Origin of the sequence: Streptomyces sp. NPDC090106, from assembly GCF_044747265.1 — a bacterium.
In the GTDB taxonomy this organism is placed as follows: Bacteria; Actinomycetota; Actinomycetes; order Streptomycetales; family Streptomycetaceae; genus Streptomyces.
In genome coordinates, this window is the sequence record NZ_JBIVDS010000002.1 from 90,539 (window position 1) to 116,106 (window position 25,568).

Consider the following 25,568-nt stretch of genomic DNA (forward strand, 5'->3'; position numbering starts at 1 on the left):
ATGCTGTCGCGCCTCAGGGACCTACGTCGTCTCGGTCGATGACCACCGCATCCTGCCGGCCCGAGTCGATCGCGCGGAACCGGACGAGCGAATCACCGGGTGCCACGGACGATCGCGGGGCGACGAAGGAGAAGGCCATGACCAGGTCGCGCGGATCGATCGCCCCGTCGGCGGTGATTCGTGGGTCGGACTCCACCACCGGGTAGAGCACGAGGGCGCCGCGCCGCGGACGGATGTTCTCCTCGATCACCGGGCACGCGGGTGTCTTGACGGCGCCCGCGATCCGCTCGGCGGCGGCACGGTGCTTGGGATCGCTGATCACACCGAACAGCGAGCCACGCCGGCGGCCACGCCGGACAGGTGTGAACGGGCCGTGCCCCAGGACGCTGACCTCGCGGGCGCCGGTGGCCAGCAGGGGTGAGATCACGAACCAGTCGTCGATCGCCCCGGACCGGCCGCCCGCCCGCAACAGGAACTCCAGATGGGGTGAGAAGCGACTGGGGACGGACCAACGCAAGTCGCAGAGCGTCTGCGTCAACTCCTCGTGGGAGACGATCCCCACCCGTGCCCGGTACCCGGCCTCGTCGCCGACCGACAGCCGGACCTGGGTGCTCTCCAGCGCGGCCAGCACGGGCTCCCACATCTCGACGTTGTGGGCCAGATCGGCGGGAGCCTCAGGGTGGGCGGGCGGCTCCACCCACGTTCCCGGCGAACGGACCTCCACCAACTCGGCGTTGAACATCTTGTTGCGCGCCGAGGGTTTCAACCACGACAGATGCTGGGCCACCAACGGAGGGATCTGGGCGGGCGTCACCTGCGGCCGGCCGTCCACCGTCGGAGCGTAGCGGGCCAGTTCGTCGCGGAAGAGTTCCTCGTCCCGGCAGACGGCCTCGAAGGCGTCGTACAGATCGACCTTCTTGGCGTTGCGGCCCCGCCCGAGGCTTTCCTCCCGTCCGATGTACAGGCGTACGAGATCCCGGTAGCCGCGCCGGAAACCGAACCACCGACCCATCTGCATCAGGGTGTCGGCCTGCTGGGTCGTACGGCGGTAGTACGTGATCGTCAGCCCCTCGACCGTGAAGCCGCGCGAGAGCTTGGCGCCCCCGACGAGAATCTTCCAGACGTGAGGGGTGCGGTCGAAGTCCAGGTCGGGCTGCTCGTAGTCCCGTTCGCTGTCCCCGTTGACGACGATCACGGGGGAGCCGCCCTTGGAGATCAGCTGATGGGCACGGGAGACGTACGGCCGCAGATCCTCGTACGTCGTCGGGCAGGGCAGGGTCTCGTCGGTGTATGCGCGGAAGTCTTGCTCGAAGAGGGCCGCGAGACGGGCGTGGCCCTCCGCCGACTTGTACGCCGTGTTGTGCCACATGGAGCTGATCCGCAGCGCGAGCGCCGTGTGCTCGGCCATTCTGACCGACTCGTGCACCAGCATGGTGTGGTGCCGGAATGGCCCCTCGGGGACACCGTGATCGATGCGGTGGAGTTTGAGGGCTCCGGTGAGCACGAACGCGTCCATCGCCTCCTGCAACCGGTCGCCGGTGGAGTCGTGGATTCCGCGTACATGCTTCGCCTCGGCCTGCCCGGGACCTTCCTCGTCCAGGTCGTGGAAGTCCCGCACACCCATGTAGTCCACCGGCCGGGGGAGCGAGATCAGGAAGTCGCCGGGGAAGATGTCCTCCGCGTCCGCCGGGTCCACGAACACGTTCGCGAACGGTGTGGCGGTATAGCCCACGTACTGCGCACGGGGCAGGAGGGTGAGGAGTTGGGAGACCAGGCCGTTGATCGCGGTCCGCTCGGTCGTACCGGCCTCCCACTTCTTCGGGTCGAGCGTGTTCACGGAAGCCTGGTCGGACTCGTCGTCGATGATCAGGGCGGGGAGTTCGCCGAGCAGGCCGTGGATCTGCTTGAGGTCCTTGACGAGCTTGGTGAGGACGGCCTTGTTCTTTTTCACGACCAGGATCCGGGCCGCCGTGTGATGCAGGTTCGCGGGGTCGTACAGCGGGAGGGTCGTCTCGCGCTTGTCGAACTCCAGGGCCCGGATGCCTTGTGCGAGGCTCTTGTAGTCGTCGTCCCGGGTCGTCAGTCGCTCGATGTCGAAGGCGCCCAGGGCGGAGGGGCGCCCGCCGTGCCGGACGAAGTCGGGCCAGTCCGCGTCGTCGTCGCTGACGTAGTCGATGCCGACGAGGGAGTCCAGGTCGGTGAGGTCCGCGCCGCGCAGGATGTTCTCCTGGCCGATCAGTTCCATGTCCAGGCGGCGTTGGGTCTGTGCGCGCAGGAGGTTGAGGGTTCCGCCGAGCACGACGACGAGGCGGTAGCCGGCGTCGATCGCCTTGGCGACCACGCCCGTGAAGTTCGCCGTTTTGCCCGACTGGACGTAGCCCACGACCAGTCCCTTGGCCTGCCGGACCGCCGACTGCTCGGGGTCGGTGAGGCGTTCCACGACGGCCCGACTGGCCTCGTCCAGACTGGCGATCGCCGCTTCGGGCCAGCCCTTGGCGCGGAGCTTGCCCTCGTACGACGTCCAGTAGAAGGAGCGGGCGAGCACGCGCTCCGGGGTGTACCAGGGGGTGAACTCGCGGGTGATCACGGTGGGGCCGGGGATCTTCGCCACGGGGACGGAGTGGTCCAGAGCCTTGCGCAGGTCGCTGCCGAACCGGAGACGGTCGTACACGGCCGTCCGTCGTTCGTCGGTGCGCGCTCGGGTGCCCGTCGCCCAGTGGGGTTCCTCGGCGAAGTCCCAAGCGGTCAGGTGCCGGCTCCAGAGTGCGGTGAGCGCGTCGTCCCCGCCGGCCAGACTCGCGTGGAAGCGTGCTTCGCTCAGATCGGCGTCCGGATGGTCCTCGTCGGCGGCCAGCGCGGCCCAGCGCTCGAAATGCTTGGGGCTGCCGGCCATCCCGGCGAGGGCGGAGGCGTGGATCTCCAGGAGAACGTCGGCCGGGGTGTCACTCATGCGGGCCTCAATCAGCGGACTGACGGAACAGGAGTCGGGGAAGGTGCCGAGCGGCGGTCAGGAGAACGTCTGCTTTCGTCGCGTGCGATGAGCTTCGGCGGCGGCCACGAGGATGGTGTTCCAGTAGTCCACGCGGTCCTGACGGCTCCGCTCCCAGCGTCCGAGCCCGAAGCAGTCCTCGAGGAGCAGGTACAGCAGGGTCTTCGAGACCGGGGCGTCGTTCGCACCGCCGTGTCTGCCGTCGTTGAAGTCCTCGCGGAAGTCCTTGTTGAGGATGACGGTGTTGTTCTCGCGGTCCAGGTCGAAGAACCGGTCGCCGGGAAGGGTTCCCCAGGTGAACGCGATCGGCTCCTCTCCCGCCTTCTCCGGCAACTCCTCCTTGACGACCCGCTTGACCTTCGGGTCGATCCCCTTGCCCGGAGGGGTGACGGGCTTGCGGACGATCTCCGTACGGCGTGAACCGTCCCGGTAGGCGGCCTCGGCGTCGCTGAGGTACTGCTGGAAGGTGCTTCCGGCCGGATCCACCGCCTTGTCCACGCCGAGCGTGAAGGCCGGAGTCACCGTGACTTTCTCCTTCTTCACGTCGAGACTCAGGACGCTGTTCGCATGAGCGGGGAGATCCACGGCCACCCGGGCCAGGACGAGATGCCCTTCGGGGTTGCGCAGGCCGTTCCAGCCTCCTGCCTGGACCAGGCGGTCGTTGCGGTAGAAGTAGAAGCCTTGGCGTTCCGCGAGCGCGCCGATCTGCCGGAAGCCCGCCTGCTTCGACTTGGCCGGCCAGACGTGGGCGGTCAGCCGCATGTCCCCGATGCCCTGCACAGGCGCGCTGAACTGCCTTGGGTACCCCTGCTTTCCGGGCACCTTGTAGCCGAAGGGATCCAGCGCCTCCACGGCGATGTGGTCGACCTCCTCGCCGAGTTCGTCGGCGCTGCTGCTCACGTCCCAGACGGCGATGTCCAGATGGAGACCGCGCTGCAGGAAGCGATGGAGGTAGAGGCCGAGGTGGTTCTCCAGGCGGGCGATCGCCTTGGAGAGGAACTGGTCGCTCTGCCCGGGTGCCACGGTCTCGAACGCACGCACCTGGTCCCATCGGACGACCGTGCCGTGCCACTCGATGATGCCGTCGTACCGGTCGACGAGATCCTGCGCGTAGCGGGCGTCGACGGTGTCGCAGCGGAAGCCGTCCTCGATGCCCTCCGCGGTGAGGCGTCGACCGGCGGCGCGGCTGCGCTTCGTGCGGCTCACCACGGTCAGGGACGACGCGTTCGAGAGCGACGCGGACTTCAGACCGGTGCCGTACATGCCGAGGGCGTCGTCGCCGTAGTCCCGGCGCCTTCCCACCGTCATCGCGTCGTCCAGGCCGGACTCGTCCATGCCCCTGCCGTTGTCGATGATCAGCAGGGTCAGCACCTGCTCGGCGTCCCGCAGGAAGTGCACGACGATCTTGTCCGCGCCCGCGTCGATCGAGTTGTCGATCAGGTCCGCCACGGCGACCTCGAAGCCGTAGCCCTGATTGGTCAGGGCCCTGCCGTAGCCGGCGTCCGGTGGCAGGTGCGTGCTGCCGGTGGTGGGGACGTCGTACTGCCAGACGGTGCCGGACTCGTAGGGCATCGGTTCCTCGAAATGCACAGGTCAGGGCTTTTCGGGAAACGTCAGCCCTTGCTTCGGACGGTGAATGTGACCGTACTGCAAAGGTTGGACACAGAGGGAGGCAGATCTCCGAAGTAGACTGATAAGTCCTTTATTTGGAGAGGTCAGGACCTCGCCCCATGGCACTCCCCATACCCCCGCCCCGACCCGCACCAGCACCCCGCCGCCCGCTGCGGCGGCCAGGCCACCGCTCGGCCTCGGGCCGCCAGGGTCGTCGCGTACTGGGGGAGGAGGGACGGGTCCGCGGGGGACGTGCCCTCTGAGGCGGCGAAGGCTTCGTAGGAGGGGACCGTGCCCGTGACGATGCCGAGGTTCGGGGTGCCGGAGGCGGCGAGTTCGCGGAGGGAGGACTCTATGGTCGCGAGGTGGGCCTCGTGGGTGGGGTACTCGTCCGTGAGGGTCGGGTACGCGGCCAGGAGTTCGGTCAGTTCCGACGACGTCCAGTGCAGGACGGCGACCGGGAACGGGCGGGACAGGGCCTCGCGATAGGTGCCCAGTTCGGCGCGGAGGCGGGAGATCTCCGCGGCCAGCTCCGCCGGATTGTCCGAGCCGAGGGACCAGACCCGCTTGGGGTCGTGCAGCTCGTCCAGGGAGACGGGCGAGGTGTGGAGGGTGTCCGCGAGCACGTCCCAGTCGTCGTGGGGCGCGCCCAGCATCCGGCGGACCCGGTGGCGGCCGAACAGCAGCGGATGCGTGTCGTACGGGGGCTCCGCCACGTCCGTCAGGAGGAGGCGCGTGCCTTCCGTGAACGTCTCCTGGGCCTGCTCCAGTTCGTCGTGGGACTCCAGGGACTCCGCGACGATGACCCAGGGCGCCGGGTCGCGGGGCGCGGCGGCCCGGACGCCCTCGATGATGGCCCTCGCCTCCGCCTCGTGACCGTACTCCCACAGGTTCGACGCCTTCAGGGCGCGGACCAGGTGGGGGTTCTCCAGCGCCTCGGGGGAGGACAGCAGGCGGTCGTAGAGCGTGGACGCGGCGGGGCGGGCGCCGGCCAGTTCCAGATGGGCCGCGGCCTGCAGGAGCAGGGCCTCGGCGTCCTCCGGATACAGGCCGGCGGTCCGCTCCAGGCGTGCCGCTTCGGCGGTGTGGTCGACGTTCTCGGCAGGCGTGTCGGGGCGCATGAGGGACACCGTACTGCCGAGCGGTGACAAGGGAGAGATACGTGCAGGCCAGAGCCCGGTGGAACCGGGCCCGGGCTCGGGCCCGGGCCCGGGGGGCGTCAGATCGTCACTCCGTCGATCTGGATCGTCTGCACCGCCTTCGCCGCGAACGGGACCGCCACCGTCTTCCCGCTCAGGTAGGTGTTCGTGTACGACGTGTACGCGTCGCCGCCCGTCGTCACCGTGTTCCAGCGGGGGACGAGACCGTTCGTGCCGCCGGTCACCGTCGTGAAGTTCGACAGGTTGAAGGTGAGGGTCTGGGCCGAGGTGGAGGTGTTGAGGGCGACGATCACCAGGCGCTTCGCGCTCGCGTCGTACGCCGCCACCGCGTAGCTCACGCCCGTGTCCAGGATCGTCATCCCGGGACGGATGTGGCGGCTGAACTGGGCCAGCACGTAGTACTTCGTCTCGATCGCGCCCGCCGTCAGCGTGCTCGCGTCGTACTTGATCACGCCCCAGCCGGCCGTCGGGTCCATGACCTGCCAGTAGACCCAGGCGGTGGGGTGCAGCCAGCGGAAGTCGTAGAGGAGGTTGAAGGCCATGGTGTAGCCGGTGCCGTCGCTGTCGCCCGTCTCCGAGTTCCACAGCTTCTTGCCGGACGTCGTCACCACGTCCGTGTAGAGGAGGTCCCGGCGACCGCCCGAGCCCTGGTAGCCGTGGACGTTGACCTGGTTGACGTACCCCTTCGTCGTGGAGCCGAAGGAGTTCCAGGTGGTGCGGGCGAGGTCGTAGCTCGTCTCGTCGGAGGCCGAGATCTTGACGCCCGTCAGTCCCCGGCCGTCCAACTCGCTGCGCATGTACGGCAGTACGGCGGCCTGGACCGTCGCGTCCATGTGGCAGCCCTCCTGTGTGCCGGTGGCGGTCCACCAGGAGGACGACGGCTCGTTGAAGGGGTCCACGGTCGCGAAGTTCACGCCCCAGTTGTTCTTGGCGTAGAGGGCGACCGCGGCGAGGTGGGAGGCGTGCTGGCGGTAGTTCCAGGTCTGGAGGTTGTTGCCGCCGCCGGAGGCGCCGGACGGGTTGTGGTTGGAACACATCCACCACATCGGGGAGTTGGCGAAGAGTTCCGTGGTCGCCCCGCGCGACACCGCCTTCGTCAGCATCGCGCGCTGGGTCGCGTCCGCCGTCCAGTCCCAGGCCGACGACGTGGGGGACTCGTCGTTCCAGTCCTGCCAGTAGCCCTCGATCTGCTTGAACGCGGGGATGTTGGCGGAGGCGACCATGCTCTCGCCGTTCACGCTGTTCCAGCTGCACGCGCCCAGGTTGTAGCGGGCGATGTTGAGGCCGAGACCGGGCAGCGACGTGCTGTTGTACGTCGTCGACTTGGTGGTGAAGAAGAGGTCGGCGAAGTCGTCCCGTGCGCCGAAGACGTTGGCCCACCAGGCCAGGGACGTGCCCCAGCCCTCCCAACTGCCGTACGAGGTACCGGGGCTGACGGTGATGGTGGCGTCGGCGCGTGCGGTGCCGGTGGCCAGGGCGCTGCCGAGGAGGGTTCCTCCCGCGGCTGTCAGCAGCGTTCTGCGTCGGATCATGGCTGTCCTGTCCGCCTCTCCGTGGAGTCGTCGACGAACCGTCGACGTCATCGGCCCCCGCGTCCCGGCGGGCACCGATCCAAAGACACAAGCCGTGCGTGGTGGCTCGCCCCTCGCGTCCCCCGCGTGCCATCACGAAGCATCGGGTGCGGTCCGTGGGGTTGTCGAGAGGTGGGACAGCGCTTTCTTTCTATCGGGCTTTCTATTTCTCCAACGGTTATGAGAAGGGGTAGCGGTTATGGGGGAGGGGTGAGGCGTGCACAGGAGGAGGAGCGACCCGCGTACGGGCCTGGTCACTTGAGGGGGCAGGCCCTATCGTGCGGGCTCGGTCCGACTCGCTGGGGCAGGTGGGCGCATGGGCGTTCCGGTCGTGCGGCACGGCACCCGGCGTCGGCGTGCCCGGTGGCGGCGGGGCCTGTGGACGGGCGGCGAACTGCTCGTCACCGTGGGGCTCGTGCTGCTGCTCCTCGTCGTGCACCAGATGTGGTGGACCAACCGGGAGGCCCGGCGCGGGGCCGAGCGCAAGGTCGAGGCGCTGGAACGGGAGTGGGGGACCGGCGCCCAGCCGTCACCCGCGCCGACCGGGACCGCCGGCGCCGAGGAGGAGGCTCCCGCGGCCTCCGGTGCCGGGACCGGGCGGGACCGGTCGGGCAACGGCGGCCGTACCACGCCCAGTTGGTCCCGGGCCTATGCCATCCTCACCGTCCCGCGGCTCGGCCTGCGGGTGCCCGTGGCCCAGGGCGTCGGCAAGCAGGACGTGCTGAACAAGGGGTACGTCGGCCACTACCCGGGAACCCAACAGCCCGGCCAGGCGGGGAACTTCGCGCTCGCCGGGCACCGCAACACCCACGGCGAGCCCTTCCGGTACATCAACCGGCTGCGCGACGGCGACACCGTCCGCGTCGAGACCCGCACCGCCGTCTTCACGTACACCGTCGACCAGAGCCTCGCCCGGACCTCCGCCCGTGACTCCGGCGTCCTGCGCCGCGTCCCCCGCTCGACGGTCCACCCGTCCTACGGCTACACCGTCCCCGGGTACTACCTCACCCTCACCACCTGCACCCCGGAGTACACCTCCCGGTACCGGCTGGTGGTGTGGGGGAAGCTGGCCGCCGTACGGCCCAAGTGAGCCGAGGAGGCGCCGGTGTCCCGCCCGGGCGCCGTCGTCGTCACGCCCGCTCGCGCAGCACCCCCAGCACCACGGCCGCCAGCGCGGCCAGGACGGCCGACACGACCATGGCGATGTCGGCGCCCCGCGCCAGTCCGCCGCCCGCGGACGTCGAGACCGCGATCGTCAGGGCCACGCCTGCGCAGGAGCCGACGTACCGCAGCGTCTGCTGGGCGCCGGAGCCCATGGCGGCGCGGTCCGCCGGGACGGACTCGACCGACAGGAGGGGGAGCGCGGCGTTGAGGAGGCCGCTGCCGATGCCGCCGATCAGGAGGCCGGGCAGCAGGCGGGGCCAGGAGCCGGAGTCGAGGGCGCCGAGCATGGTGAGGACGCCGACGGCGTGCAGGGCGAAGCCGAGGGCGAGCTGGCGGCGCGGCGGGACGCGGCCCGCGAGCCGCCTGGCCTGGAGGGCGACCGCGAAGGACAGGCCGGACCAGAGCAGGAACAGCCAGGCGGTGTCCATGGCGGAGAGGCCGAGCGTCTGCTGGAGCAGGGCCGGCAGGAAGCTGAACAGGCCGATCACGGCGAGGCCGGTGAACAGGCCGCCCGTGGAGGAGGCCAGGAAGGCGCGGCGGCGCAGCAGGCCGAGGTCGATCATCGGGGTCGCCGTCCGCCGCTCGATCAGCGCGAAGAGGGCGAGCAGGGCCACCGAGGCCATCAGCAGCAGGGCGACCGGTGCCCGCAGCCAGCCGTCGCGGCCGAGGGTGAGGGCCGCCACCAGGGCGACGAGGGCGAGCCCGAAGGTGAGGGCGCCGGGTATGTCGGGGCGGCCGGGGCGCGGCGCCCGGGACTCGGTCAGGACGCGGGAGCCGAGCACCGCCAGCAGGACCGCGAGGGCGCCGAGCACGCCGTACGCCACCCGCCAGTCGGGCATCGATCCGGCGACCAGCGGGCCGACCGCGATGCCGCCGCTGACGAAGGCGCCCCAGACGCCGGTCGCGTGCAGTCGGCCGCGCGCGGTGGGGTACGCGTGGACGATCAGGCCGAGGCTGCTGGCGAGCAGGCCCGCACTGGCCGCGCCCTGGGCGATCCGGGCGAGCGTGAACTGAAGCGTCGTCGTCGCGAACGCGCCGAGGATCGCGGTCAGGCCCATCGCGAGGGTGCCGGCGGTGAAGATCCGGCGGCGGCCGTAGTCGTCGGCGAGGCTGCCGGCCACCAGCAGGAGCGCGGCGAGGCCGAGCGGGGTGCCGTTCAGGAGCCAGGCCTGGGCCGAGAGCGGGGTGTGCAGCGCGGTGGCGGTCTCGGGGAGCGTGACCATCGGCGCGGTGTACGTCATCAGGGCCACGGCGGTGGCGGCGCTGGTCAGGGCGAGGGTCGCACCTGCGCGCGGGGACGGGGCCGGTGCGGGCGGCGAGGGGGCAGCCGCCCGTTCCGTCAGAGTTCGTTCATTGAACCTAGCCATGCCGGGTACTCTATCAGGGTTGGTTCGTTCATTGAACCTACCGGTCGTGGAATGGCTAAGGTGGACGGCATGGCACTGGGCAAGGACTACGTGACGCAGGAGTGCTCGATCGCCCGCGCGCTGGAGGTCGTCGGCGAGCGCTGGACGCTCCTGGTGGTCAGGGACGCGCTCTACGGCGTACGGCGCTACAACGACTTCCTCGGCCACCTCGGCATCCCGCGCGCCGTCCTCGCCGCCCGCCTCCAGTCGCTCATCGACGAGGGAATCCTGGACAAGCGCCGGTACCAGGAGTCCCCGCCCCGGTACGAGTACGTCATCACCGACCGCGGCATCGCCCTGTGGCCCACCCTGCGCGCGCTCGGCCGCTGGGGCCGCGAGCAGCTCGGCGAGCCCCAGATGCGCTACTTCCGGCATGCCCCCTGCGGCACCGAACTCGGCCCGTACGGCGAATGTCCCGGGTGCGGAACCTTCGTGCCCGCCGAGGACGTTGTGATGGAGCCGGGACCGGGACTCGATCCTGATCCGGCGGATCCGGTCAGCCGGGCGCTGCTGCGCCCGAAGCGGCTGTTGGACCCGTTGCAGATCGAACCCGCGCAGACCGGAGCGGGGAAGGAGGGGGCGTGAAGGTGAACCGCGGGCCGTGGCCCGTCGTCGCGCTGCTGCTCCTGCTCCTCCAGGTCGCCTCGCTCGACACCGGCAGCCTCTCCGCCGCCGTTGCCCTCGCCGCGACCGCCGCCGTCGGCTCCGCCTTCGCCGTCTGCTCGCTCCTCGTCGCCCGCAGCGCCCCCGCCGTGCCGCCCACCCGGGTGCGCACCGCGATACGCGACCGGGCCCGCCGTACGGCCTTCCTGCCGCAACGCGACCCCGACGCCCGGGGCCGCACCCGCCCGCGCGCGCCCGGAACCGCCCTCCCGGCGACCCGCGCGTAAGGCACCCCGACACCCCGGCACCTGCCTCCGGACCCCGCGCGGGTCGTCGTCCTGCCCTGTCATCCGGCACGACGAGACCCTCGGAGGGCTCCTCACCCATGTCCGTCTTCGCCAGCCTGGTCGGCCGGCTCGCCGACCTGCTCCAGCCGCTGCTCGGCGCCTCCGCCGCCGCCGGCGCCATCGTCCTGTTCACCGCGGTCGTACGGCTCCTCGTGCACCCCCTGTCCCGCGCGGCGGCGCGCGGGCAGAAGGCGCGCACCGCGCTCCAGCCGAAGATCGCCGAACTGCGCCGCAAGCACGCCAAGAACCCCGACAGACTCCAGAAGGCCGTCCTCGAACTGCACGCAGAGGAAAAGGTCTCCCCGCTCTCCGGCTTCCTGCCCGGACTCCTCCAGCTCCCCGCGTTCTTCCTCCTCTACCACCTCTTCTCCGACACCGGCGGCGACCTCCTCACCCACCGGCTCCTCGCCGCGCCCCTCGGCGGCCGGTGGAGCGACGCCCTCGCCGACGGCGGCCCGTTCGGCCCCGCCGGACTCGTCTACGCCGCGCTCTTCGCGCTCGTCGCCGCGGTCGCCTACGCGAACTTCCGCCGTACGAGGGCGGCGACGGCCGTGGCCGGTCCGGCGACCGGTCCGGCGACCGGTGAACCGGCGCCGCCCGGACTGGGGGCGGTGGCCAGGGTCATGCCGTTCATGTCCTTCCTCACCCTCGTCACCGTGGCGGTTGTCCCGCTGGCCGCCGCGCTGTACGTGGTCACCAGCACGACCTGGAGCGCCGTCGAACGGGCGGTGCTGTACCGGTGAGCCACCGCCCCGCGGTCCAGTCCGTGAACCGGGTATTGCGGAGTGGACGCCCACCTTGGAGGATCGACCAGTCATCCGATGGCTGCACCTGTCGGCCGACGCCCCCGCGATCGAGGGAGATTGGGACCATGAAGCTGCTGCGAGTCGGTACGGCGGGAGCGGAGACGCCCGCGCTGCTGGACGCCGAGGGAGTGCTGCGGGACCTCTCCGGTCTCGTCCCGGACATCGACGGAGCGCTGCTCGCCGACGAGGACGCGCTCGCCCGGATACGGGCCGCCGCCGGGACCGGAGAACTGCCCGGGCTGGACGCGACCGGGCTGCGCGTCGGACCGCCGCTCGCCCGGATCGGCAAGGTCGTGTGCATCGGGCTGAACTACCACGACCACGCCCGCGAGACCGGGGCCGAGCCGCCCGCCGAGCCGGTCGTCTTCTTCAAGGCCGCCGACACCGTCGTGGGCCCCGACGACACCGTGCTGGTGCCCCGCGGATCGGTGAAGACCGACTGGGAGGTCGAACTGGCCGTCGTCATCGGTCGGACGGCCCGCTACGTGGAGTCCGCCGAGGCCGCGCTCGGCCATGTCGCCGGGTACGCCGTCGCGCACGACGTGTCCGAGCGGGAGTTCCAGATCGAGCGGGGCGGCACCTGGGACAAGGGCAAGAACTGCGAGACGTTCAACCCGCTCGGCCCCTGGCTGGTCACCGCCGACGAGGTGCCCGACCCGCAGGCGCTGTCCCTGCGGCTGTGGGTCAACGGCGAGCTCAAGCAGGACGGCACGACGGCCGAGCAGATCTTCCCCGTCGCCGAAGTCGTGCGCTATGTCAGCCAGTTCATGACCCTCTACCCCGGTGACGTCATCAACACCGGTACGCCGGCGGGCGTCGCGCTCGGGCAGCCGGAGCCGAAGCCGTTCCTGCGGGCCGGGGACGTGGTGGAGCTGGAGATCGACGGACTCGGGCGCCAGCGCCAGGAGTTCAAGGACGCGTGACGCCTCGCTGAGAGGCGGGGACGAGGAATAGGGGCGGGGGAACTGCGTGTGCCCGTCGGCCGCGGGTCGTCCGTGGCCGATCGCGCAGTTCCCCGCGCCCCTCGAAGCGCGCGCCGCCGTCCTACCGGTGCTTCTCCAGGAAGAGTTCCAGCGCCTCCACCACGAACCGGTGGTCCTGGAGCTGGGGCAGGCCGCTCACCGTCACCGAGCCGACGACGCCCACGTCCTCGACCGTGATCGGGAACGAACCGCCGTGCGCCGCGTACGTGTCGGGGTCGAGGCGGGACGACTCCTCGAACGTCGTGCCCTTGGCGCGGAAACGGGCACCGACGAGATAGCTCGCGGAGCCGTAGCGCTCGACCACCCGGCGCTTGCGGCCGATCCAGGCGTCGTTGTCCGGGGTGGAGCCGGGCAGGGCGGCGTGGAAGAGCTGCTGGCCGGCGCGGTGGATGTCGACGGCGACGGGTGCCTGGCGCTCGCGGGCCATGTCGACCAGCAGCGAACCGAGGGCCCAGGCGTCGTCGTGGGTGAACCGGCGGAAGACCAGGCGGCGTTCCTGCGCCTCCAGCTCCTCGATCGGCGGGGTCAGTTCCGGGTGGAACTTCGGGGTCAACTCGCCGCTGTGCGTCACAGCTTCACCACCACTCCGTCGTGGGCCGAACGGCGGGCCGCCTCGAGCACGTCGAGCGCGGTGGCCGCCTCCAGTGCGGTCACCGGGTTGGGACCGCCGTCGAGCAGGGCCTTCGCCACGGCCGCATAGTAAGCCGGGTAGTCGCCGGGGAGCGTCGGTTCGGGCCGGCCGCCGCCGGTCGGCGGGGACTCGCCGGAACCGACCCGGCCCCACAGGGACTCCGGCTCGACGCCCCAGCCCGCGCCGGGCCGCTCGCCCTCGCGCAGCGCCGCCTCCTGCGGGTCGAGGCCGTACTTCACGAAACCGGCCTTCGAGCCCAGCACCCGGAAGCGCGGCCCGAGCTGGGCGGTGGTCGCGGAGGCGTAGAGGTGGGAGCGGACGCCGTTCGCGTGGGTCAGCGCGATGAACGTGTCGTCGTCGACGGCCGCGCCCTCGCGGCGGACGACCGCCTCGGCGTACACCGAGGTCACCGGGCCGAAGAGGACGAGCGCCTGGTCCACGACATGGCTGCCGAGGTCGTAGAGCAGACCTCCGATCTCTACCGGGTCGCCGGACTCGCGCCAGCCGCCCTTCGGCTGCGGACGCCACCGCTCGAAGCGGGACTCGAAACGCCAGACGTCGCCCAGCTCGCCGTCGGCGACGACCTTTTGCAGGGTCAGGAAGTCGTTGTCCCAGCGGCGGTTCTGGAAGACGGAGAGGAACAGGCCGCGTTCCTCGGCGAGGGCGGCGAGCTCGCGGGCCTCCGCCGCCGTCCCGGCGACCGGCTTGTCCACGACGACCGGCAGGCCCGCCTCCAGGGCGGCCGTGGCCAGCGGGACGTGCGTCTTGTTGGGGGAGGCGATGACGACCAGGTCCAGGTCGGCGGCGCGGCCGAGCAGCTCCTCGGGCGTGGCGACGACGCGCACGTCCGGGAACTCGGCGCGGGCCTGCTCCTGACGCTCCGCGTTGGAGGTGACCACCGTGTCCAGGACGAGGCCCTCGGTGGCGGCGATCAGGGGGGCGTGGAAGACGGAGCCCGCGAGCCCGTAGCCGATGAGGCCCACGCGGAGCGGGCCGGCCGGGGCGCCGGAGGAGCGGGGGGTGCCGGTGGAACCAGTCGTACGTGTCATGACTTCTACTTTCGCAACGCTGTTGCCAAAGTGCAAGCACGGGAGAGAATGGACGGGTGAACAGGACGAACGGAGGCGTGAACCTTCCGGCTCTGCGCAGCCACAACACGGCCCTGGTGCTGGACCTGCTGCGGACGGCCCCCGCGGAGGGCGTCAGCCGCCTCGAACTCGCCGAGCGCACGGGGCTCACCCCGCAGGCCGTCAGCAAGATCACCGCGCGGCTGCGGGACGAAGGGCTCGCCGCGGACGCCGGACGGCGCGCGTCCACCGGCGGCAAGCCGGCGACCGTGCTGCGGCTGGTGCCCGAGGCGGGGCACGCGGTCGGGGTGCAGCTGGACCGGGACGAGCTGCGGGCCGTGCTGGTCGATCTGGGCGGGACCGTGGTGGGGGAGCGGTGCGTGCCGACGGACCTGGGCGGCGAGGCGTCCGCCGTCGTCGAGACGGTGGCCCGGGCGGCCGGGGAACTGGCCTCCTCGGTGCGGCCGGAGTCCCTGCTCGGGGTGGGGGTGGCGCTGCCCGGGCCGCTGGACCATGTGCGCGGGGTGCTGCACCGGGTCACCGGGTTCCCGCGCTGGGACGGGTTTCCGCTGCGGGACGCGGTGGCGGAGCGGGTGGGGATGCCGGTCGTCGTGGACAAGGACACGAACGCGGCGGTGCTGGGGCTGGCGGTGGGGGGCGTCGACGGCGGCGCGCGGGCGGGGTCCTTCGCGTATCTGCACCTGGGGACCGGGCTCGGGGCGGGGCTGGTGATCGGCGGGGCCGTGCACCGGGGGGCGCGGACCGGGGCCGGGGAGTTCGGGCATCAGGTCGTCCAGCTCGACGGGCCGGTGTGCGGGTGCGGGAACCGGGGGTGCGTCGAGGTGATGTGCCTGCGGGCCGTCGCCCGGGGGGAGGTGGGGGAGGCGGCCCGGGTGCTGGGGGTCGGGGCCGCGAATCTGGTGGAGCTGCTGGACATCGACCTGGTGCTGCTGGGCGGGCGGACCGTCGCCGCGGCGCCCGAGGTGTTCGTGGGCGGAGTGCGGGACGTTCTGGAGCGGCGGGCCGTGGCGCGGGGGGAGGGGGCGGTGCCCGTGCGGGTGGCCCCGGGTGGGGTGAACGGGATTGCCGCGGGGGCGGCTCAGTTGCTGCTGGCGCCGTTGTTCGGGCGGGCGGAGGGGTGAGCGGGGTGGGGTGACGGGGTCTGGCGGGGGCCGCGGCTCTGTGGGGGCCGGGCGGGTGGGTTTGCTCGCCGCCGCTGGGCGGGTGCCGCTGCGCCCACCCGTGCCGCCCCAAGCGGCACGACTGCCCGCAGCTGGGGAGGAGGGGGTGTGGGCGCGGTGCGACGGGCTGCGGCTGCTGGGGGAGTGGGTGGGTGCGGTGCCACTGCCCGCAGTCGGGTGGGGGGAGTGGGTGGGTGTGGTGCGACTGCCCGCAGGTGGGGGGGGGAGCGGGTGGGGCGGGGTGGGGGAGGCCGATCGGGCGGGAAAACGGGGTTGATCCGGGGGTGGTCGGAGTGCCGTTCCCGTCATGGGCGGGGCCGGCGGCATGGTCATGTGTTCATGCGACTGTTCCCGCCCGCCCTTGTCCCCCTCGCCGTGGCAGCCGCCGTTCTCGCGCCGGCCGGGAGTGCCCGCGCCGTGCCGGTGTGTGCCGCCTCCGAGCCCGGCGACTTCCCGCTGACCACCCGGATCCACGGAGGCCCCGACGCCTACGAGGCCGGTGGCGGTCACGGCACCTGGTACCTGGACCTGACGAACAGGACCGCCCGCACCTGCACGGCCATCCACCCGGTCGTCGTGCTCACCGACCGGGAACGCGCCCTCACGGTCACGCAGCCCCGGCTGGAGTTCTACGAGGAGGACGGACGGGCACGGCCGGTCCGGTTCGAGGCGACGGACGAGGACGAACTCGTCGGGGCCTTCGGCGGAGCCGGGTTCACCGTGGGGCCCGGGAAGACCGTCACCGTGAAGGTACGGCTCGCGCTCGCCTCCGACGCCGTGCCGAACGAGGTCACCGCCAACGCGGCGGTCGTCCAGCGGCACGAGGACGACGGCGACTGGGTCGGACAGTCCGGCGACTACCGGTTCGACGTCGAGGCGGGACCGGGGTCGGGGCCGGACACCCCGGCAGAGACAGGGACGGCCCCCGGCACCGACGCCGACGCCGGGACCGGGGCCGGTACGGAGACCGGGACCGCCACCGGGAGCGCGGGTGACATCCCGCCCGGCGACGCGGCGGCCCGTCCGCCCGGCGCCCCGGAACTCGCCGCGACCGGCCTCGCCGATCCCGTCCGCACCCTGGGCGCCGCCGTCGCCGTACTCCTCTTCGCCGGCACGGCGTTCCGGCTGGTGCGGAGGCGGCGCTAGGCCGCGTCCCCCGTGCCGGCTCCGGTGACGGACGGCAGGTGATCGACGGGGTCACGATCAGCACTTCCTGATTAGGGTGGGGTGCGTCGGTACGCCGTGGTTCCGGCGCCTCCCGCTCGTCCCGCACCCGCCTGGAGTCCAAGCACATGCCCGACCGCAAGCCCATCGAATCGTGGCTCACCGACATGGACGGCGTACTCATCCACGAAGGCGTGCCGATCCCGGGTGCCGACGCCTTCCTGAAGAAGCTCCGGGATTCCGGCAAGCCGTTCCTGGTGCTCACCAACAACTCGATCTACACCCCGCGCGACCTCCAGGCCCGCCTGAGCCGCATGGGCCTGGACGTGCCGGTCGAGAACATCTGGACGTCGGCGCTCGCCACCGCCAAGTTCCTCGACGACCAGCGGCCCGGCGGCTCCGCGTACGTCATCGGCGAGGCCGGACTGACCACGGCACTGCACGACATCGGGTACATCCTCACCGACCACGACCCCGACTACGTCGTCCTCGGGGAGACCCGCACCTACTCCTTCGAGGCGATGACCAAGGCCGTCCGGCTGATCAACGCGGGCGCCCGGTTCATCTGCACCAACCCCGACGAGACCGGCCCCTCCACCGAGGGCCCGCTGCCCGCGACCGGCGCGGTGGCCGCGCTGATCACCAAGGCGACCGGCAAGCAGCCCTACTTCGCGGGCAAGCCGAACCCGCTGATGATGCGCACCGGGCTCAACGCGATCGGCGCCCACTCCCACTCCAGCGCGATGATCGGCGACCGCATGGACACCGACGTGCTGGCCGGCATCGAGGCCGGGATGCAGACGTTCCTCGTCCTGACCGGGCTCACCACCCCGGCCCAGGTGGAGAACTTCCCGTACCGCCCCTCGCAGGTCGTCGACTCGATCGCCGACCTGGTCGACCGCGTCTGACCCCGCCCGAAACCCTTTGGCACCCGTACGGAGCAGTGGCGGCCCCCTGAGGATGCGGGGCCGCCCCGGCGGGGGGAGTCTCCAGATATCTGGAGGTTCACGATGGGTTCTCTTCGCCTCACTCTCTGTACGGGATTCCTCGCCGCCACCGCCCTGATCACCCCGGCGGCCCACGCGGCGGACGGGGGAGGGGTGGCGGTCACCCCCTCATCCCCCGTCCCCGGCTCCGACGTCGCCCTCAAGGTCGGCGGCTGCACCGCGGGCAGCGGCAGAGCGGTCTCCACCGCCTTCACCGCCGACGTCCGGCTCACCGGCACCGCCGGCACCCTCATGGGCGCCGCCCGCCTGAGCACCTCGGTCGAGGCCGGCACCTACGACATCAAGGTCAGCTGCGGCGACGTCTCCCGCACCGGCACCCTGACCGTCGTACGGCAGCCCACGCCCGCGCCCTACGCGTCACCGGTCGCCCCCGTCCACGCGGGCGGCGGCGGCACCGCCCACCTCGCCGACAGCCAGGCCGCCGCCAAGGGCCCCGGCACCGCGCACGCCGTCACCGGCCTGGTCCTGGCCGGGGTCGCGGCGGTCGCCGTGGCGGTGCGCAGCTCCCGGCGCAGGCGGGGGAGTGACTGACCCGCCATGCCCGACCACATACGCTCCTCACGCTTCATCACCGGCGTCGCCTGGGCGGTCCTGCTGCTCGGCCTGTGGCTGTGGGGCCAGCGCTCCGGCGGCCTGCGCCTCGGCATCGCCTCGCCGACCACCGGCGACATCGCCGCCGTCGGCCGCCCGCCCGAGGTCCGCCTGCCCCCCGCGCTGCACCCGATGGGCGGCGCCCTGCCCCAGCGCGTCGACCTCCCCGAACTCGGCATCCAGGCCCCCGTGGTGGCCCGCGGCCTCGACGACCACGGCGCCGTCGACCCACCGCCCTACGACCGGCCCGGCGACGTCGGCTGGTACGCGGGCGGGGTCCGCCCCGGGGCGGCCGGCACCGCGGTGCTGGTCGGCCATGTCGACACCGAGACCCGGCCCGCCGTCTTCTACAAGCTCAGCGCGGTCAAACCGGGCGGAACGGTCCGGGTGATCCGCGACGACGGCAAGGTCGCCGAGTTCACCGTGGACGACGTCCAGGTCCTCGGCCGCGACGACTTCGACGCCCGGCAGGCCTACGGGCCACGCCAACAGGGCCGCGCAGAACTGCGGTTGATCACCTGCGGCGGCGACTTCGACCGGGCGAGCGGGAGTTACACCGCCAACGTCGTCGTCTCCGCCTACCTCACCGGCACCGGGCTGTAGAGCGCCTCGCGGATCGATCCTCCGAGGGGTACCTGGCCCGGTCGGCGGCCCGCTCCCCCCGAAGCCGCCGACCGGGCCGGTCCTCGACCGCGCGCGCACGGGTTGCGGGAGTAACCCGGCGTCCTGCGCGGGAGGTTGTGAGGTCCACGGTGTGTCGGGCCAGGGGCTGGGGCCTTGTGCACACGACTCTAGAACGTATGACCGCCCTGGCCTAGAGGGCGATTGACGCCAAGTGGAAAGCCCGTGGCTCAGCGTCATCCAGCCAGGTGGTACGGGGTCCCGCACGGACCCGCCCACGACGGCCGCCTAGAACGGCTCCCCGGCGGCCCCGTCACCGCCCGGACGTAACTCGCCGTCGCCCAGCCGCCGTTCGATCACCGACCGGGCCACCTGGTCCAGCGGCAGCCGGTGCCGGCGCGCGTACCGCCGCAGCGCCGTGAACGCGTCGTCCGCGCGCACCCCCCAGCGCTCGGCGAGCATCCCCTTGGCCTGCTCGATCCGCACCCGGCTGGACAGCGCCTCCTGCAACTGCGCGGACAGCGTCCGCGACCGGGTGTGGGCGCGGTGGTTGTCCAGGCCGACGGCCGCCGCGTCGGCGAGCGCCTGCGCCACCAGGACCTCCGCCGTGCACAGGGGAGGGTCGGCGGAGAGGGCCGGCACGAACACGTTGAGCGCGCCGAACAGCGTCTCGCGGCGGCGCAGCGGCACCGCGAACGTCGCCGCGATGTCATGGCGCAGCGCCCGCTCGGTGAACGCCGGCCAGCGCGCGTTCGCGTGCGCCACCCGGATCGACACCGGCTGCACGGGCCGGCCGGAGCTGTAGCTGTCCAGGCACGGGCCGCCGCCGTGCTGGGCCTCCAGCAGTTCCAGCGCGACCTCGCGCCGCAGGGTGCTGGTGCTGAACGACACGGTCTCACCGCCGTCGACGAGCATGATCCCGGCGGCCCGCGCCGCCAGCAGGTCCACGCAGTGGTCGGACACCCGCCGCAGATACGGCCCGGGCTCGAAGCCTTCGGCGAGCGTGTCGGCCGCCTCCACCAGCGCCGCCGCCAGTCGGAGCTCCCGGGTGGTGTGCCGCATGGCGCGCACTCCCTTCACCGGCCGCGCCCGCCTCGTACAAGCGCCCGCCTACCCTTGACCATGGCCGCTGTAACAGCTCTCCGACAAGGCGCGGGCGATCTCGTGTGCCACACGCCACCTATGTCAGGATTGACACCCGGATCGATGCAGCGTGCTGCACCCGAGGGGGAGTTGGATGTACGGCATGAGGGGGGCCGGAATGAGGACGTCCGCGGCGGTGCTGGGGGCGGCACTACTGGTCGCGGGATGTTCCTCGTCCGGGGACGGGGACGACCCGGACAAGGGTTCCGGGGCGAGGATCGGTCAGCAGCCCAAGGCGACCGACCCGTTCTGGGTGAACCCGGACGGCAGCGCGGCCCGGCAGGTCGCCGCCTACGAGAAGAACGGCGAGAGCGAGGACGCCGAGCAGATCCGCAAGATAGCGGAACAGCCCACCGGCCAGTGGATCGGCCCGGAGAACCCCGAGGCGGAGGCCCGCGGCTTCACCGAGGCCGCCGACAAGGCGGGCCGCACCGCCCTGCTCGTCCTCTACAACATCCCGCACCGTGACTGCGGCCAGTACTCCCAGGGCGGCGCCGCCGACGGCAACGCCTACCGGAGCTGGATCGACGGCGTGGCCGCGGGCATCGGGGACCGCTCGACCTCGGTGATCCTGGAACCGGACGCGGTCCTGCACCTGGTCGACGGCTGCACCCCGGAGGAGTTCCACGAGGAGCGGTACGCGCTCCTGACGGAGGCCATCGGCAAGCTGAAGGCGCTGAAGAACACCAAGGTGTACCTGGACGCGGGCAACGCCGGCTGGGGGCACCCGGACCAGATCTTCGAGCCGCTGAAGTGGGCGGGCGCCGAACAGGCCGACGGTTTCTCCGTCAACGTCTCGAACTTCTACTCGACCGAGGACTCCATCGCCTACGGCAAGCAGCTCTCGGCCAAGGTCGGCGGCAAGCCCTTCGTCATCGACACCAGCCGCAACGGCAACGGCCCCTACACCGGGGGCGACGCCGCCGAACGCTGGTGCAACCCGCCCGGCCGCGCCCTCGGCGAGACCCCGACGACGAAGACGGCCGACGGGCTCGTCGACGCCTATGTGTGGGTCAAGCGCCCCGGCGAGTCGGACGGCGAGTGCAAGGGCGGCCCCAAGGCGGGCCAGTGGTGGGCGGCTTACGCGCTGAAGCTGGCGCAGGCCAGCAAGTAGCCCCGCGGTGCACACGGTCGAGGGCGCCCTCCCCACCCGGGGAGGGCGCCCTCGACCGTTGTTCCGCTACCGGCCGTCGGGGCCGCTCACGGCACCTTGACCCACTGGGCCTTGCTGGGGGTGCCCTGGTCGTCGTCGACGAAGAGCATGTACCAGCCCGACTGGACGAGGTTCTTGCCCTTCGGCACCGTCACCGTGATCTTGTCGCCGGACACCTTGAAGTCCAGCGCGACGGACCGCTGGTCGACGTCCGTGACATGGGTGGCGGCGCTCGGCCGGATCAGCCGCACCTTCTTGATCGACGAGGCGTGCTGCGAGGTGAACGTTCCCGACTCGCCCCGCCCGATGGTCTGCGGGCCGCCCGACAGCGACGGCCGCGAGTCCCGGTAGAGATACGGCGGCGTGTAGATCTCGATGCGCTGCTCGAACTCGCCCGGCTTGGTGTTGGCCTTGTCGCTGTAGAGCGAGTCGGAGCCGAAGAACATCACCCGGCCGTCGGGCAGCAGGATCGACCCGGAGTGGTAGTTGCGGCCCACCAGCGGGTCGGCGACCTGCTCGAAGGTGTTGGAGTCCGGGTGGTAGAGCCGGGCCTGGAGGATGTTGGAGTCGCCGCGTCCGCGGTAGTCCTCCGAACCGCCCGACACCAGCACGCTGTCGTCGGGGAGGATCGAGGAACTCGGGTAGCGGGTGCCCTTCTCCAGCGTCGGCCCGTCCACGAACTCCGGGTCGTCCGCCTTCAGGTCGATGATCCGTGTCTTGTTGCTCGACCGGGCGGACTCGCCGACCCCGCCGCCGCCGATCACCATGTACTTCTCGTCCTGCGCGGGCGGCAGCAGCACCGTCCCGGAGGTCTCCATCAGCTTGGGGTCGCTGAGCCCCTGGAGCTTGGTGAACTTGTTGGTGCCCACGTCCCAGATGCCCGGGTCACGGCCGACGTTGTCCGGTCCGTAGCCCGCGTTCGACCCCGAGTAGAAGACCTTGCCGTTCTGCATGAGGAACAGCGCGGGATAGGTCGGGAACTGCCGCGTCTTCGCCGTGTAGGCCCAGGTCCGGGTCTTCGGGTCGAACACCTCGTTCTTGCCGGGGACGAGCTGCCCGATGTCGTCGAGACCGGAGACGCTGAGCACCTTGCCGTCGCTCAGGGTGGTGAGCGTCGGGTACCAGCGGGCCTCGTTCATCGGGTCGACCTTGATGTACCTCTCGGCCACCGGGTCGAACTCGTAGGCGTCCCGGATGCCCTGGAAGTCCTTCTTGTCGAGGGCGAGCTTCTGCGCGATGCCGTAGGTGTTGCGGGCGTCGGTGCCGGTCAGCCCCTGGATGCGGTAGTTGTCCTGGGTGCCGGTCTCGTACTTGCGGCCCTTCTTCTGGGCCTCGACGTACACCCGGTAGATCCCCGGGGTGTTGCCCAGGAACTCGCCCGTCGCCTTGTCGAAGTTCTTCTCCGCGCGCGGCACGATGATCGAGTCCTTCGACACGAACGTCCGGCCGTTCTCCTTGCCGGTGAACTTCGTGCCCGCGGGCAGCGTGATCGGCTTGTCCGGGTTCTCGTTGTGGACGATCATCAGGCCGCCGGCCTTGGTGACGTCCCCCTCCAGCTTCTCGTACCGCTTGGTGCCGCCGGCGATCAGCAGGTTGCCGTTGGACAGCTGCGTGTGGCCCGTGCAGAACAGGTCGCTGGGCGTGGGCACCTTCTTGATGGTGCCCTTGACCGGGTCCCAGATGCGGGTGTCGAACTTCTTGGCGTCGAAGTTGTCCTGGTTGTTGCCGGAGCCCGCGACGAGCAGCACCTTGCCGGTGTGCAGCAGCGCCGCGTGAATGGTGTTCTGCCGGAACTCCTCGGGGAACTCGACGACTTCCCACTTGCCGTTCTCGGCTTTGTACTCCGGTCTGTTGATCTGGTACTGGTGGTATTTCTCGGTGCCGACGCGATACAGCCACGGCCCGTTCATCCCGGCCAGTGCGAGTACCACCACCGCGCCTATCGCGAGGCGACGGGCGCGGCGGCGTCCAGCCTGGTCGTTCATTCCTTACGTCCCCCAAGTCCACCAAGGGCGATCTGCATGGTCTGGTCGTTGCCCGCGGCGTCCTGCTGCGACGTCTGCTGCGAGGCCGCCCAGGCCGGCTTCTGCGCCGGGGTGTGCTGGGCGGGCAGCGGCTGCGACGCGTACTGCTGCTGCGTGGCGTACTGCTGGTGCTGCTGCGGGGCCGGGGCGGCGGGCTCGGCCGGGGCCGCGGGCCGCTTGCGCTCCTGGCGCAGCATGTGGCGCCACACGAAGATCGGGGTCGCGGTGATCAGCATGGCGAAGGTCGCCCAGATGATCATCGCGGGGTGCGAGTGCCCGTAGACGACGCCCGCCCCGATCGAGGCGCCGAAGATCGCGATGAAGTACCAGTGGTAGCGGAAGGTGGCGAACCAGCGGTCCGGGCTCGCGGAGTCGCCCTTGGGTGTCACCACGAACTTGCTCTTGCGGCGCAGCGCCGAGTCGACCAGCGCCTTCGCGTACAGCGGCGCGGACAGTGCGGACATCACCATGCCGGCCACACCGCCGGAGCCCTCCGGCTCGTGCGGCGACACGTTGTGGCGGCGGTTCCAGATGTACAGGCCGATCTGGAGTGCGGAGGCGTTGCCGTAGAGCATCAGCCACACGGTGGGGTCGATGTTCACACCGGACGCGCCCAGACCCAGGAAGAGCGCGCAACTGATCGCGGCGAGGATCCAGTTGAGGGCGGACATCGGGTAGAAGATGATCATCATCGTGTAGTTGAAGAGCTTGCCCGGAGGCAGGGAGTACCAGCCCTTCCAGTACTGCTTGAGGATCGTCTCGTACGTGCCGCGCGACCAGCGCATCTGCTGGGTGAAGAAGTCCGTCCAGGCGCTGGGTCCCTCACCGACGGCGAGCACGTCCGGTGTGTACACCGAGCGCCACTTCCGGCCCGTCGCCGGGTTCTTGTGCCGGTGGATCTCGAAGCCGGTCGCCATGTCCTCGGTGATCGAGTCGTACAGACCGCCGATCTGCTTGAGCGCCCGGATCCGTACGGCGTTCGACGTACCCACGAACATCGGGGCGCCGTAGTAGTTGCCCGCGCGCTGGATGAGGGCGTGGAAGAGGAACTGCTGCGACTCGGCGGCCTTGGTGACGAAGTTGTCGTAGTTGCCGTAGACCTGCGGGCCGATCACGAAGCCGACGTCCGGGTCGCGGAAGAAGCCGAGCATCCGCTCCAGGTAGTTGGGCAGCGGCACGTGGTCGGTGTCGACGGAGGCGAAGAAGTCGTAGTCGTCGCCGTGCGCGTCGAGCCAGGCGTTGTAGTTGCCGTGCTTGGTCTTGGCGCGGTGCGGGCCCTTGGCCTGGTTCCACTTCTCGACCCCCTTGCGGGAGAAGTGGCGGACGCCGAGCCGGGCGCACACCTCCTTGACCTCGGGGTCGTCGCCCTCGTCGAGGAGCCAGACGTGCATCAGGCCCCGGTGGCGCAGCTTGACGGCCGCCTCCAGGGTCCGGGTCACCATCTCCAGCGGTTCCTTGCCGGGGACGAACGAGGTGAGGAAGGCCACTCTCGTGCCGGTCTCGGGCACGACCGGGATCGGGTCGCGGGCGACCAGGGTCGCGTGCGCGTTCGACAAGACGTTCATGCAGCGGAAGAACTCGATCAGGCCGATCGAGACGAGCATCACGATGTCGAGGGCGGGCAGCCACGCGAAGTCCACGTAGTCCCGCTCGGTCCAGTGCTCGGGCTGGAGCAGCCAGAACAGCAGCACCAGGGAGAGCACGGGGGCCGCGGCCAGCATCAGCGCGACTCTTATCCGGTGCGGTTCCTGCGAGATCAGTGAGCGGTACTGGACCTTGTACGGCTTGTTCGGGTCGGGCTGGGTGAGGGGACCTGCAAGCCGGCTGTAGTGCTCGTAGTCGTATTTCGGCAGCGTCGTCTTTATCCGGCGGAAGGCGCCGGTCCGGGTCTGCGCAGGCACCCTGAGCTGGGTGGTCTGAGACGGGTCGTAGTTCTGCCGGGCGCCCGTCGGCGTCGACGTCATGAGTCATCCCCCCACACGCGCACGAGCGCGTGTCAGTCGGTTCCTTACGTCTGCTCAGGTCCCCCTCGACCTTCACCAGACGTATCAGTGGTGGGCCGCGGTCACCACATCCTGCACTCCAATAGACATGGAAACGCGACCTTCCGGTTGCATGATGCCCCCCTCGGCATCTCCCTGTGGACGGGGCCCCCTATCCCCGCCAGTACCGGCAACCGGTTCCTTGCCCCCCAAGTGCCGCGAATCCGCAGCATCTTGAAAAACAGGTTTCTACGGTGTCCAGCATGATCGCAAGATGCGAAACGCGGTGTTTACCGGTCATACGCGTTCATTGTGGCCCCTGTGGGGGACATGCGGAGCTGTTGTGGACAACCGGGCAGGGATG

Annotated in this window: 21 protein-coding genes; 11 read left to right on the forward strand and 10 right to left on the reverse strand. The window is 71.0% G+C overall.

What is annotated here, in order from left to right:
• Positions 1-13: 13 nt before the first annotated feature.
• The 4 genes from ACIPSE_RS05840 to ACIPSE_RS05855 all read right to left on the reverse strand — a co-directional run bounded on the left by ACIPSE_RS05840 (position 14) and on the right by ACIPSE_RS05855 (position 7,292).
• The gene (locus tag ACIPSE_RS05840; protein ID WP_401657847.1) at positions 14-2,950 is read right to left on the reverse strand and encodes a Z1 domain-containing protein; all 2,937 of its coding nucleotides are present in this window, start codon (positions 2,948-2,950) and stop codon (positions 14-16) included.
• A gap of 57 nt (positions 2,951-3,007) precedes the next feature.
• Entirely contained in the window at positions 3,008-4,561 is a 1,554-nt protein-coding gene (locus ACIPSE_RS05845; RefSeq protein ID WP_401657849.1) for an ATP-binding protein, read from the reverse strand.
• Positions 4,562-4,704: 143 nt separating this feature from the next.
• Positions 4,705-5,721: an SEC-C domain-containing protein gene (locus ACIPSE_RS05850; RefSeq protein ID WP_401657851.1), complete on the reverse strand. Its 1,017-nt coding sequence runs from the start codon at positions 5,719-5,721 to the stop codon at positions 4,705-4,707.
• A 98-nt stretch (positions 5,722-5,819) separates the two neighbouring features.
• The gene (locus ACIPSE_RS05855) at positions 5,820-7,292 is read right to left on the reverse strand and encodes a beta-1,6-galactanase (protein ID WP_401657853.1); all 1,473 of its coding nucleotides are present in this window, start codon (positions 7,290-7,292) and stop codon (positions 5,820-5,822) included.
• A gap of 355 nt (positions 7,293-7,647) precedes the next feature.
• On the opposite strand from ACIPSE_RS05855, the gene ACIPSE_RS05860 reads away from it, so the two are divergent.
• Entirely contained in the window at positions 7,648-8,421 is a 774-nt protein-coding gene (locus ACIPSE_RS05860) for a class E sortase (RefSeq protein WP_401657855.1), read from the forward strand.
• Between the two features lie 40 nt (positions 8,422-8,461).
• Here ACIPSE_RS05860 and ACIPSE_RS05865 read toward each other — a convergent pair whose 3' ends face one another.
• On the reverse strand, positions 8,462-9,862 hold the full coding sequence (locus tag ACIPSE_RS05865) for an MFS transporter (RefSeq protein ID WP_401657857.1): 1,401 nt from the start codon (positions 9,860-9,862) through the stop codon (positions 8,462-8,464).
• Between the two features lie 69 nt (positions 9,863-9,931).
• Here ACIPSE_RS05865 and ACIPSE_RS05870 point away from each other — a divergent pair, with 69 nt between their 5' ends.
• From ACIPSE_RS05870 to ACIPSE_RS05885, 4 genes are all read left to right on the forward strand, one after another.
• On the forward strand, positions 9,932-10,486 hold the full coding sequence (locus ACIPSE_RS05870) for a winged helix-turn-helix transcriptional regulator (RefSeq protein WP_401657859.1): 555 nt from the start codon (positions 9,932-9,934) through the stop codon (positions 10,484-10,486).
• Complete coding sequence (locus tag ACIPSE_RS05875; protein ID WP_401657861.1) at positions 10,483-10,791, forward strand: DUF6412 domain-containing protein; 309 nt, start codon at positions 10,483-10,485, stop codon at positions 10,789-10,791. The genes ACIPSE_RS05870 and ACIPSE_RS05875 overlap by 4 nt, the downstream gene beginning before the upstream one ends.
• Positions 10,792-10,889: 98 nt before the next feature.
• Positions 10,890-11,594 (forward strand): YidC/Oxa1 family membrane protein insertase, encoded by a 705-nt coding sequence (locus tag ACIPSE_RS05880; RefSeq protein ID WP_401657863.1) that lies wholly within the window; start codon positions 10,890-10,892, stop codon positions 11,592-11,594.
• A 128-nt stretch (positions 11,595-11,722) separates the two neighbouring features.
• Positions 11,723-12,580: a fumarylacetoacetate hydrolase family protein gene (locus ACIPSE_RS05885; protein ID WP_401657865.1), complete on the forward strand. Its 858-nt coding sequence runs from the start codon at positions 11,723-11,725 to the stop codon at positions 12,578-12,580.
• Between the two features lie 121 nt (positions 12,581-12,701).
• Here the strand turns inward: ACIPSE_RS05885 and ACIPSE_RS05890 are convergent, their stop codons facing one another.
• The gene (locus tag ACIPSE_RS05890) at positions 12,702-13,211 is read right to left on the reverse strand and encodes a heme-degrading domain-containing protein (protein ID WP_401657867.1); all 510 of its coding nucleotides are present in this window, start codon (positions 13,209-13,211) and stop codon (positions 12,702-12,704) included.
• Positions 13,208-14,320, reverse strand: a complete 1,113-nt coding sequence (locus ACIPSE_RS05895; RefSeq protein ID WP_401657869.1) for a Gfo/Idh/MocA family oxidoreductase — start codon at positions 14,318-14,320, stop codon at positions 13,208-13,210. The genes ACIPSE_RS05890 and ACIPSE_RS05895 overlap by 4 nt, the downstream gene beginning before the upstream one ends.
• A 56-nt stretch (positions 14,321-14,376) precedes the next feature.
• On the opposite strand from ACIPSE_RS05895, the gene ACIPSE_RS05900 reads away from it, so the two are divergent.
• The 5 genes from ACIPSE_RS05900 to ACIPSE_RS05920 all read left to right on the forward strand — a co-directional run bounded on the left by ACIPSE_RS05900 (position 14,377) and on the right by ACIPSE_RS05920 (position 18,884).
• Positions 14,377-15,480 carry an ROK family protein gene (locus ACIPSE_RS05900; RefSeq protein ID WP_401657871.1) on the forward strand — a complete coding sequence of 368 codons (1,104 nt, stop codon included), beginning with the start codon at positions 14,377-14,379 and terminating at the stop codon, positions 15,478-15,480.
• A gap of 378 nt (positions 15,481-15,858) precedes the next feature.
• Entirely contained in the window at positions 15,859-16,665 is an 807-nt protein-coding gene (locus tag ACIPSE_RS05905; RefSeq protein ID WP_401657873.1) for a hypothetical protein, read from the forward strand.
• Between the two features lie 146 nt (positions 16,666-16,811).
• Complete coding sequence (locus ACIPSE_RS05910) at positions 16,812-17,591, forward strand: HAD-IIA family hydrolase (protein ID WP_401657875.1); 780 nt, start codon at positions 16,812-16,814, stop codon at positions 17,589-17,591.
• Between the two features lie 102 nt (positions 17,592-17,693).
• The gene (locus ACIPSE_RS05915) at positions 17,694-18,221 is read left to right on the forward strand and encodes a hypothetical protein (RefSeq protein ID WP_401657877.1); all 528 of its coding nucleotides are present in this window, start codon (positions 17,694-17,696) and stop codon (positions 18,219-18,221) included.
• Between the two features lie 6 nt (positions 18,222-18,227).
• Entirely contained in the window at positions 18,228-18,884 is a 657-nt protein-coding gene (locus tag ACIPSE_RS05920) for a class F sortase (protein ID WP_401657879.1), read from the forward strand.
• 306 nt (positions 18,885-19,190) lie between these two features.
• Here ACIPSE_RS05920 and ACIPSE_RS05925 read toward each other — a convergent pair whose 3' ends face one another.
• Positions 19,191-19,964, reverse strand: a complete 774-nt coding sequence (locus ACIPSE_RS05925) for a GAF and ANTAR domain-containing protein (protein ID WP_401657881.1) — start codon at positions 19,962-19,964, stop codon at positions 19,191-19,193.
• A 175-nt stretch (positions 19,965-20,139) separates the two neighbouring features.
• Between ACIPSE_RS05925 and ACIPSE_RS05930 the strand changes: the two genes are divergently transcribed.
• Positions 20,140-21,159, forward strand: a complete 1,020-nt coding sequence (locus tag ACIPSE_RS05930; protein WP_401657883.1) for a glycoside hydrolase family 6 protein — start codon at positions 20,140-20,142, stop codon at positions 21,157-21,159.
• Between the two features lie 86 nt (positions 21,160-21,245).
• Here the strand turns inward: ACIPSE_RS05930 and ACIPSE_RS05935 are convergent, their stop codons facing one another.
• Together ACIPSE_RS05935 and ACIPSE_RS05940 are read right to left on the reverse strand one after the other, a co-directional pair.
• A complete protein-coding gene (locus ACIPSE_RS05935) occupies positions 21,246-23,183 on the reverse strand; it encodes a galactose oxidase-like domain-containing protein (RefSeq protein WP_401657885.1) in 1,938 nt (645 codons plus the stop codon).
• Positions 23,180-25,186: a glycosyltransferase family 2 protein gene (locus ACIPSE_RS05940; protein ID WP_401657887.1), complete on the reverse strand. Its 2,007-nt coding sequence runs from the start codon at positions 25,184-25,186 to the stop codon at positions 23,180-23,182. Before ACIPSE_RS05940 ends, ACIPSE_RS05935 begins: the two co-directional genes overlap by 4 nt.
• Positions 25,187-25,568 lie beyond the last annotated feature (382 nt).

What these genes read in the sequence shown, in the direction of transcription:
- ACIPSE_RS05905 (WP_401657873.1), top strand. Translation starts at nt 15,859, where the DNA reads ATGCGACTGTTCCCGCCCGCCCTTGTCCCCCTCGCCGTGGCAGCCGCC.
- ACIPSE_RS05850 (WP_401657851.1), bottom strand. Translation starts at nt 5,721, where the DNA reads ATGCGCCCCGACACGCCTGCCGAGAACGTCGACCACACCGCCGAAGCG.
- ACIPSE_RS05940 (WP_401657887.1), bottom strand. Translation starts at nt 25,186, where the DNA reads ATGACGTCGACGCCGACGGGCGCCCGGCAGAACTACGACCCGTCTCAG.
- ACIPSE_RS05860 (WP_401657855.1), top strand. Translation starts at nt 7,648, where the DNA reads ATGGGCGTTCCGGTCGTGCGGCACGGCACCCGGCGTCGGCGTGCCCGG.
- ACIPSE_RS05870 (WP_401657859.1), top strand. Translation starts at nt 9,932, where the DNA reads ATGGCACTGGGCAAGGACTACGTGACGCAGGAGTGCTCGATCGCCCGC.
- ACIPSE_RS05880 (WP_401657863.1), top strand. Translation starts at nt 10,890, where the DNA reads ATGTCCGTCTTCGCCAGCCTGGTCGGCCGGCTCGCCGACCTGCTCCAG.
- ACIPSE_RS05915 (WP_401657877.1), top strand. Translation starts at nt 17,694, where the DNA reads ATGGGTTCTCTTCGCCTCACTCTCTGTACGGGATTCCTCGCCGCCACC.
- ACIPSE_RS05930 (WP_401657883.1), top strand. Translation starts at nt 20,140, where the DNA reads ATGTACGGCATGAGGGGGGCCGGAATGAGGACGTCCGCGGCGGTGCTG.
- ACIPSE_RS05935 (WP_401657885.1), bottom strand. Translation starts at nt 23,183, where the DNA reads ATGAACGACCAGGCTGGACGCCGCCGCGCCCGTCGCCTCGCGATAGGC.
- ACIPSE_RS05895 (WP_401657869.1), bottom strand. Translation starts at nt 14,320, where the DNA reads ATGACACGTACGACTGGTTCCACCGGCACCCCCCGCTCCTCCGGCGCC.
- ACIPSE_RS05855 (WP_401657853.1), bottom strand. Translation starts at nt 7,292, where the DNA reads ATGATCCGACGCAGAACGCTGCTGACAGCCGCGGGAGGAACCCTCCTC.
- ACIPSE_RS05840 (WP_401657847.1), bottom strand. Translation starts at nt 2,950, where the DNA reads ATGAGTGACACCCCGGCCGACGTTCTCCTGGAGATCCACGCCTCCGCC.
- ACIPSE_RS05865 (WP_401657857.1), bottom strand. Translation starts at nt 9,862, where the DNA reads ATGGCTAGGTTCAATGAACGAACTCTGACGGAACGGGCGGCTGCCCCC.
- ACIPSE_RS05885 (WP_401657865.1), top strand. Translation starts at nt 11,723, where the DNA reads ATGAAGCTGCTGCGAGTCGGTACGGCGGGAGCGGAGACGCCCGCGCTG.
- ACIPSE_RS05920 (WP_401657879.1), top strand. Translation starts at nt 18,228, where the DNA reads ATGCCCGACCACATACGCTCCTCACGCTTCATCACCGGCGTCGCCTGG.
- ACIPSE_RS05910 (WP_401657875.1), top strand. Translation starts at nt 16,812, where the DNA reads ATGCCCGACCGCAAGCCCATCGAATCGTGGCTCACCGACATGGACGGC.
- ACIPSE_RS05925 (WP_401657881.1), bottom strand. Translation starts at nt 19,964, where the DNA reads ATGCGGCACACCACCCGGGAGCTCCGACTGGCGGCGGCGCTGGTGGAG.
- ACIPSE_RS05845 (WP_401657849.1), bottom strand. Translation starts at nt 4,561, where the DNA reads ATGCCCTACGAGTCCGGCACCGTCTGGCAGTACGACGTCCCCACCACC.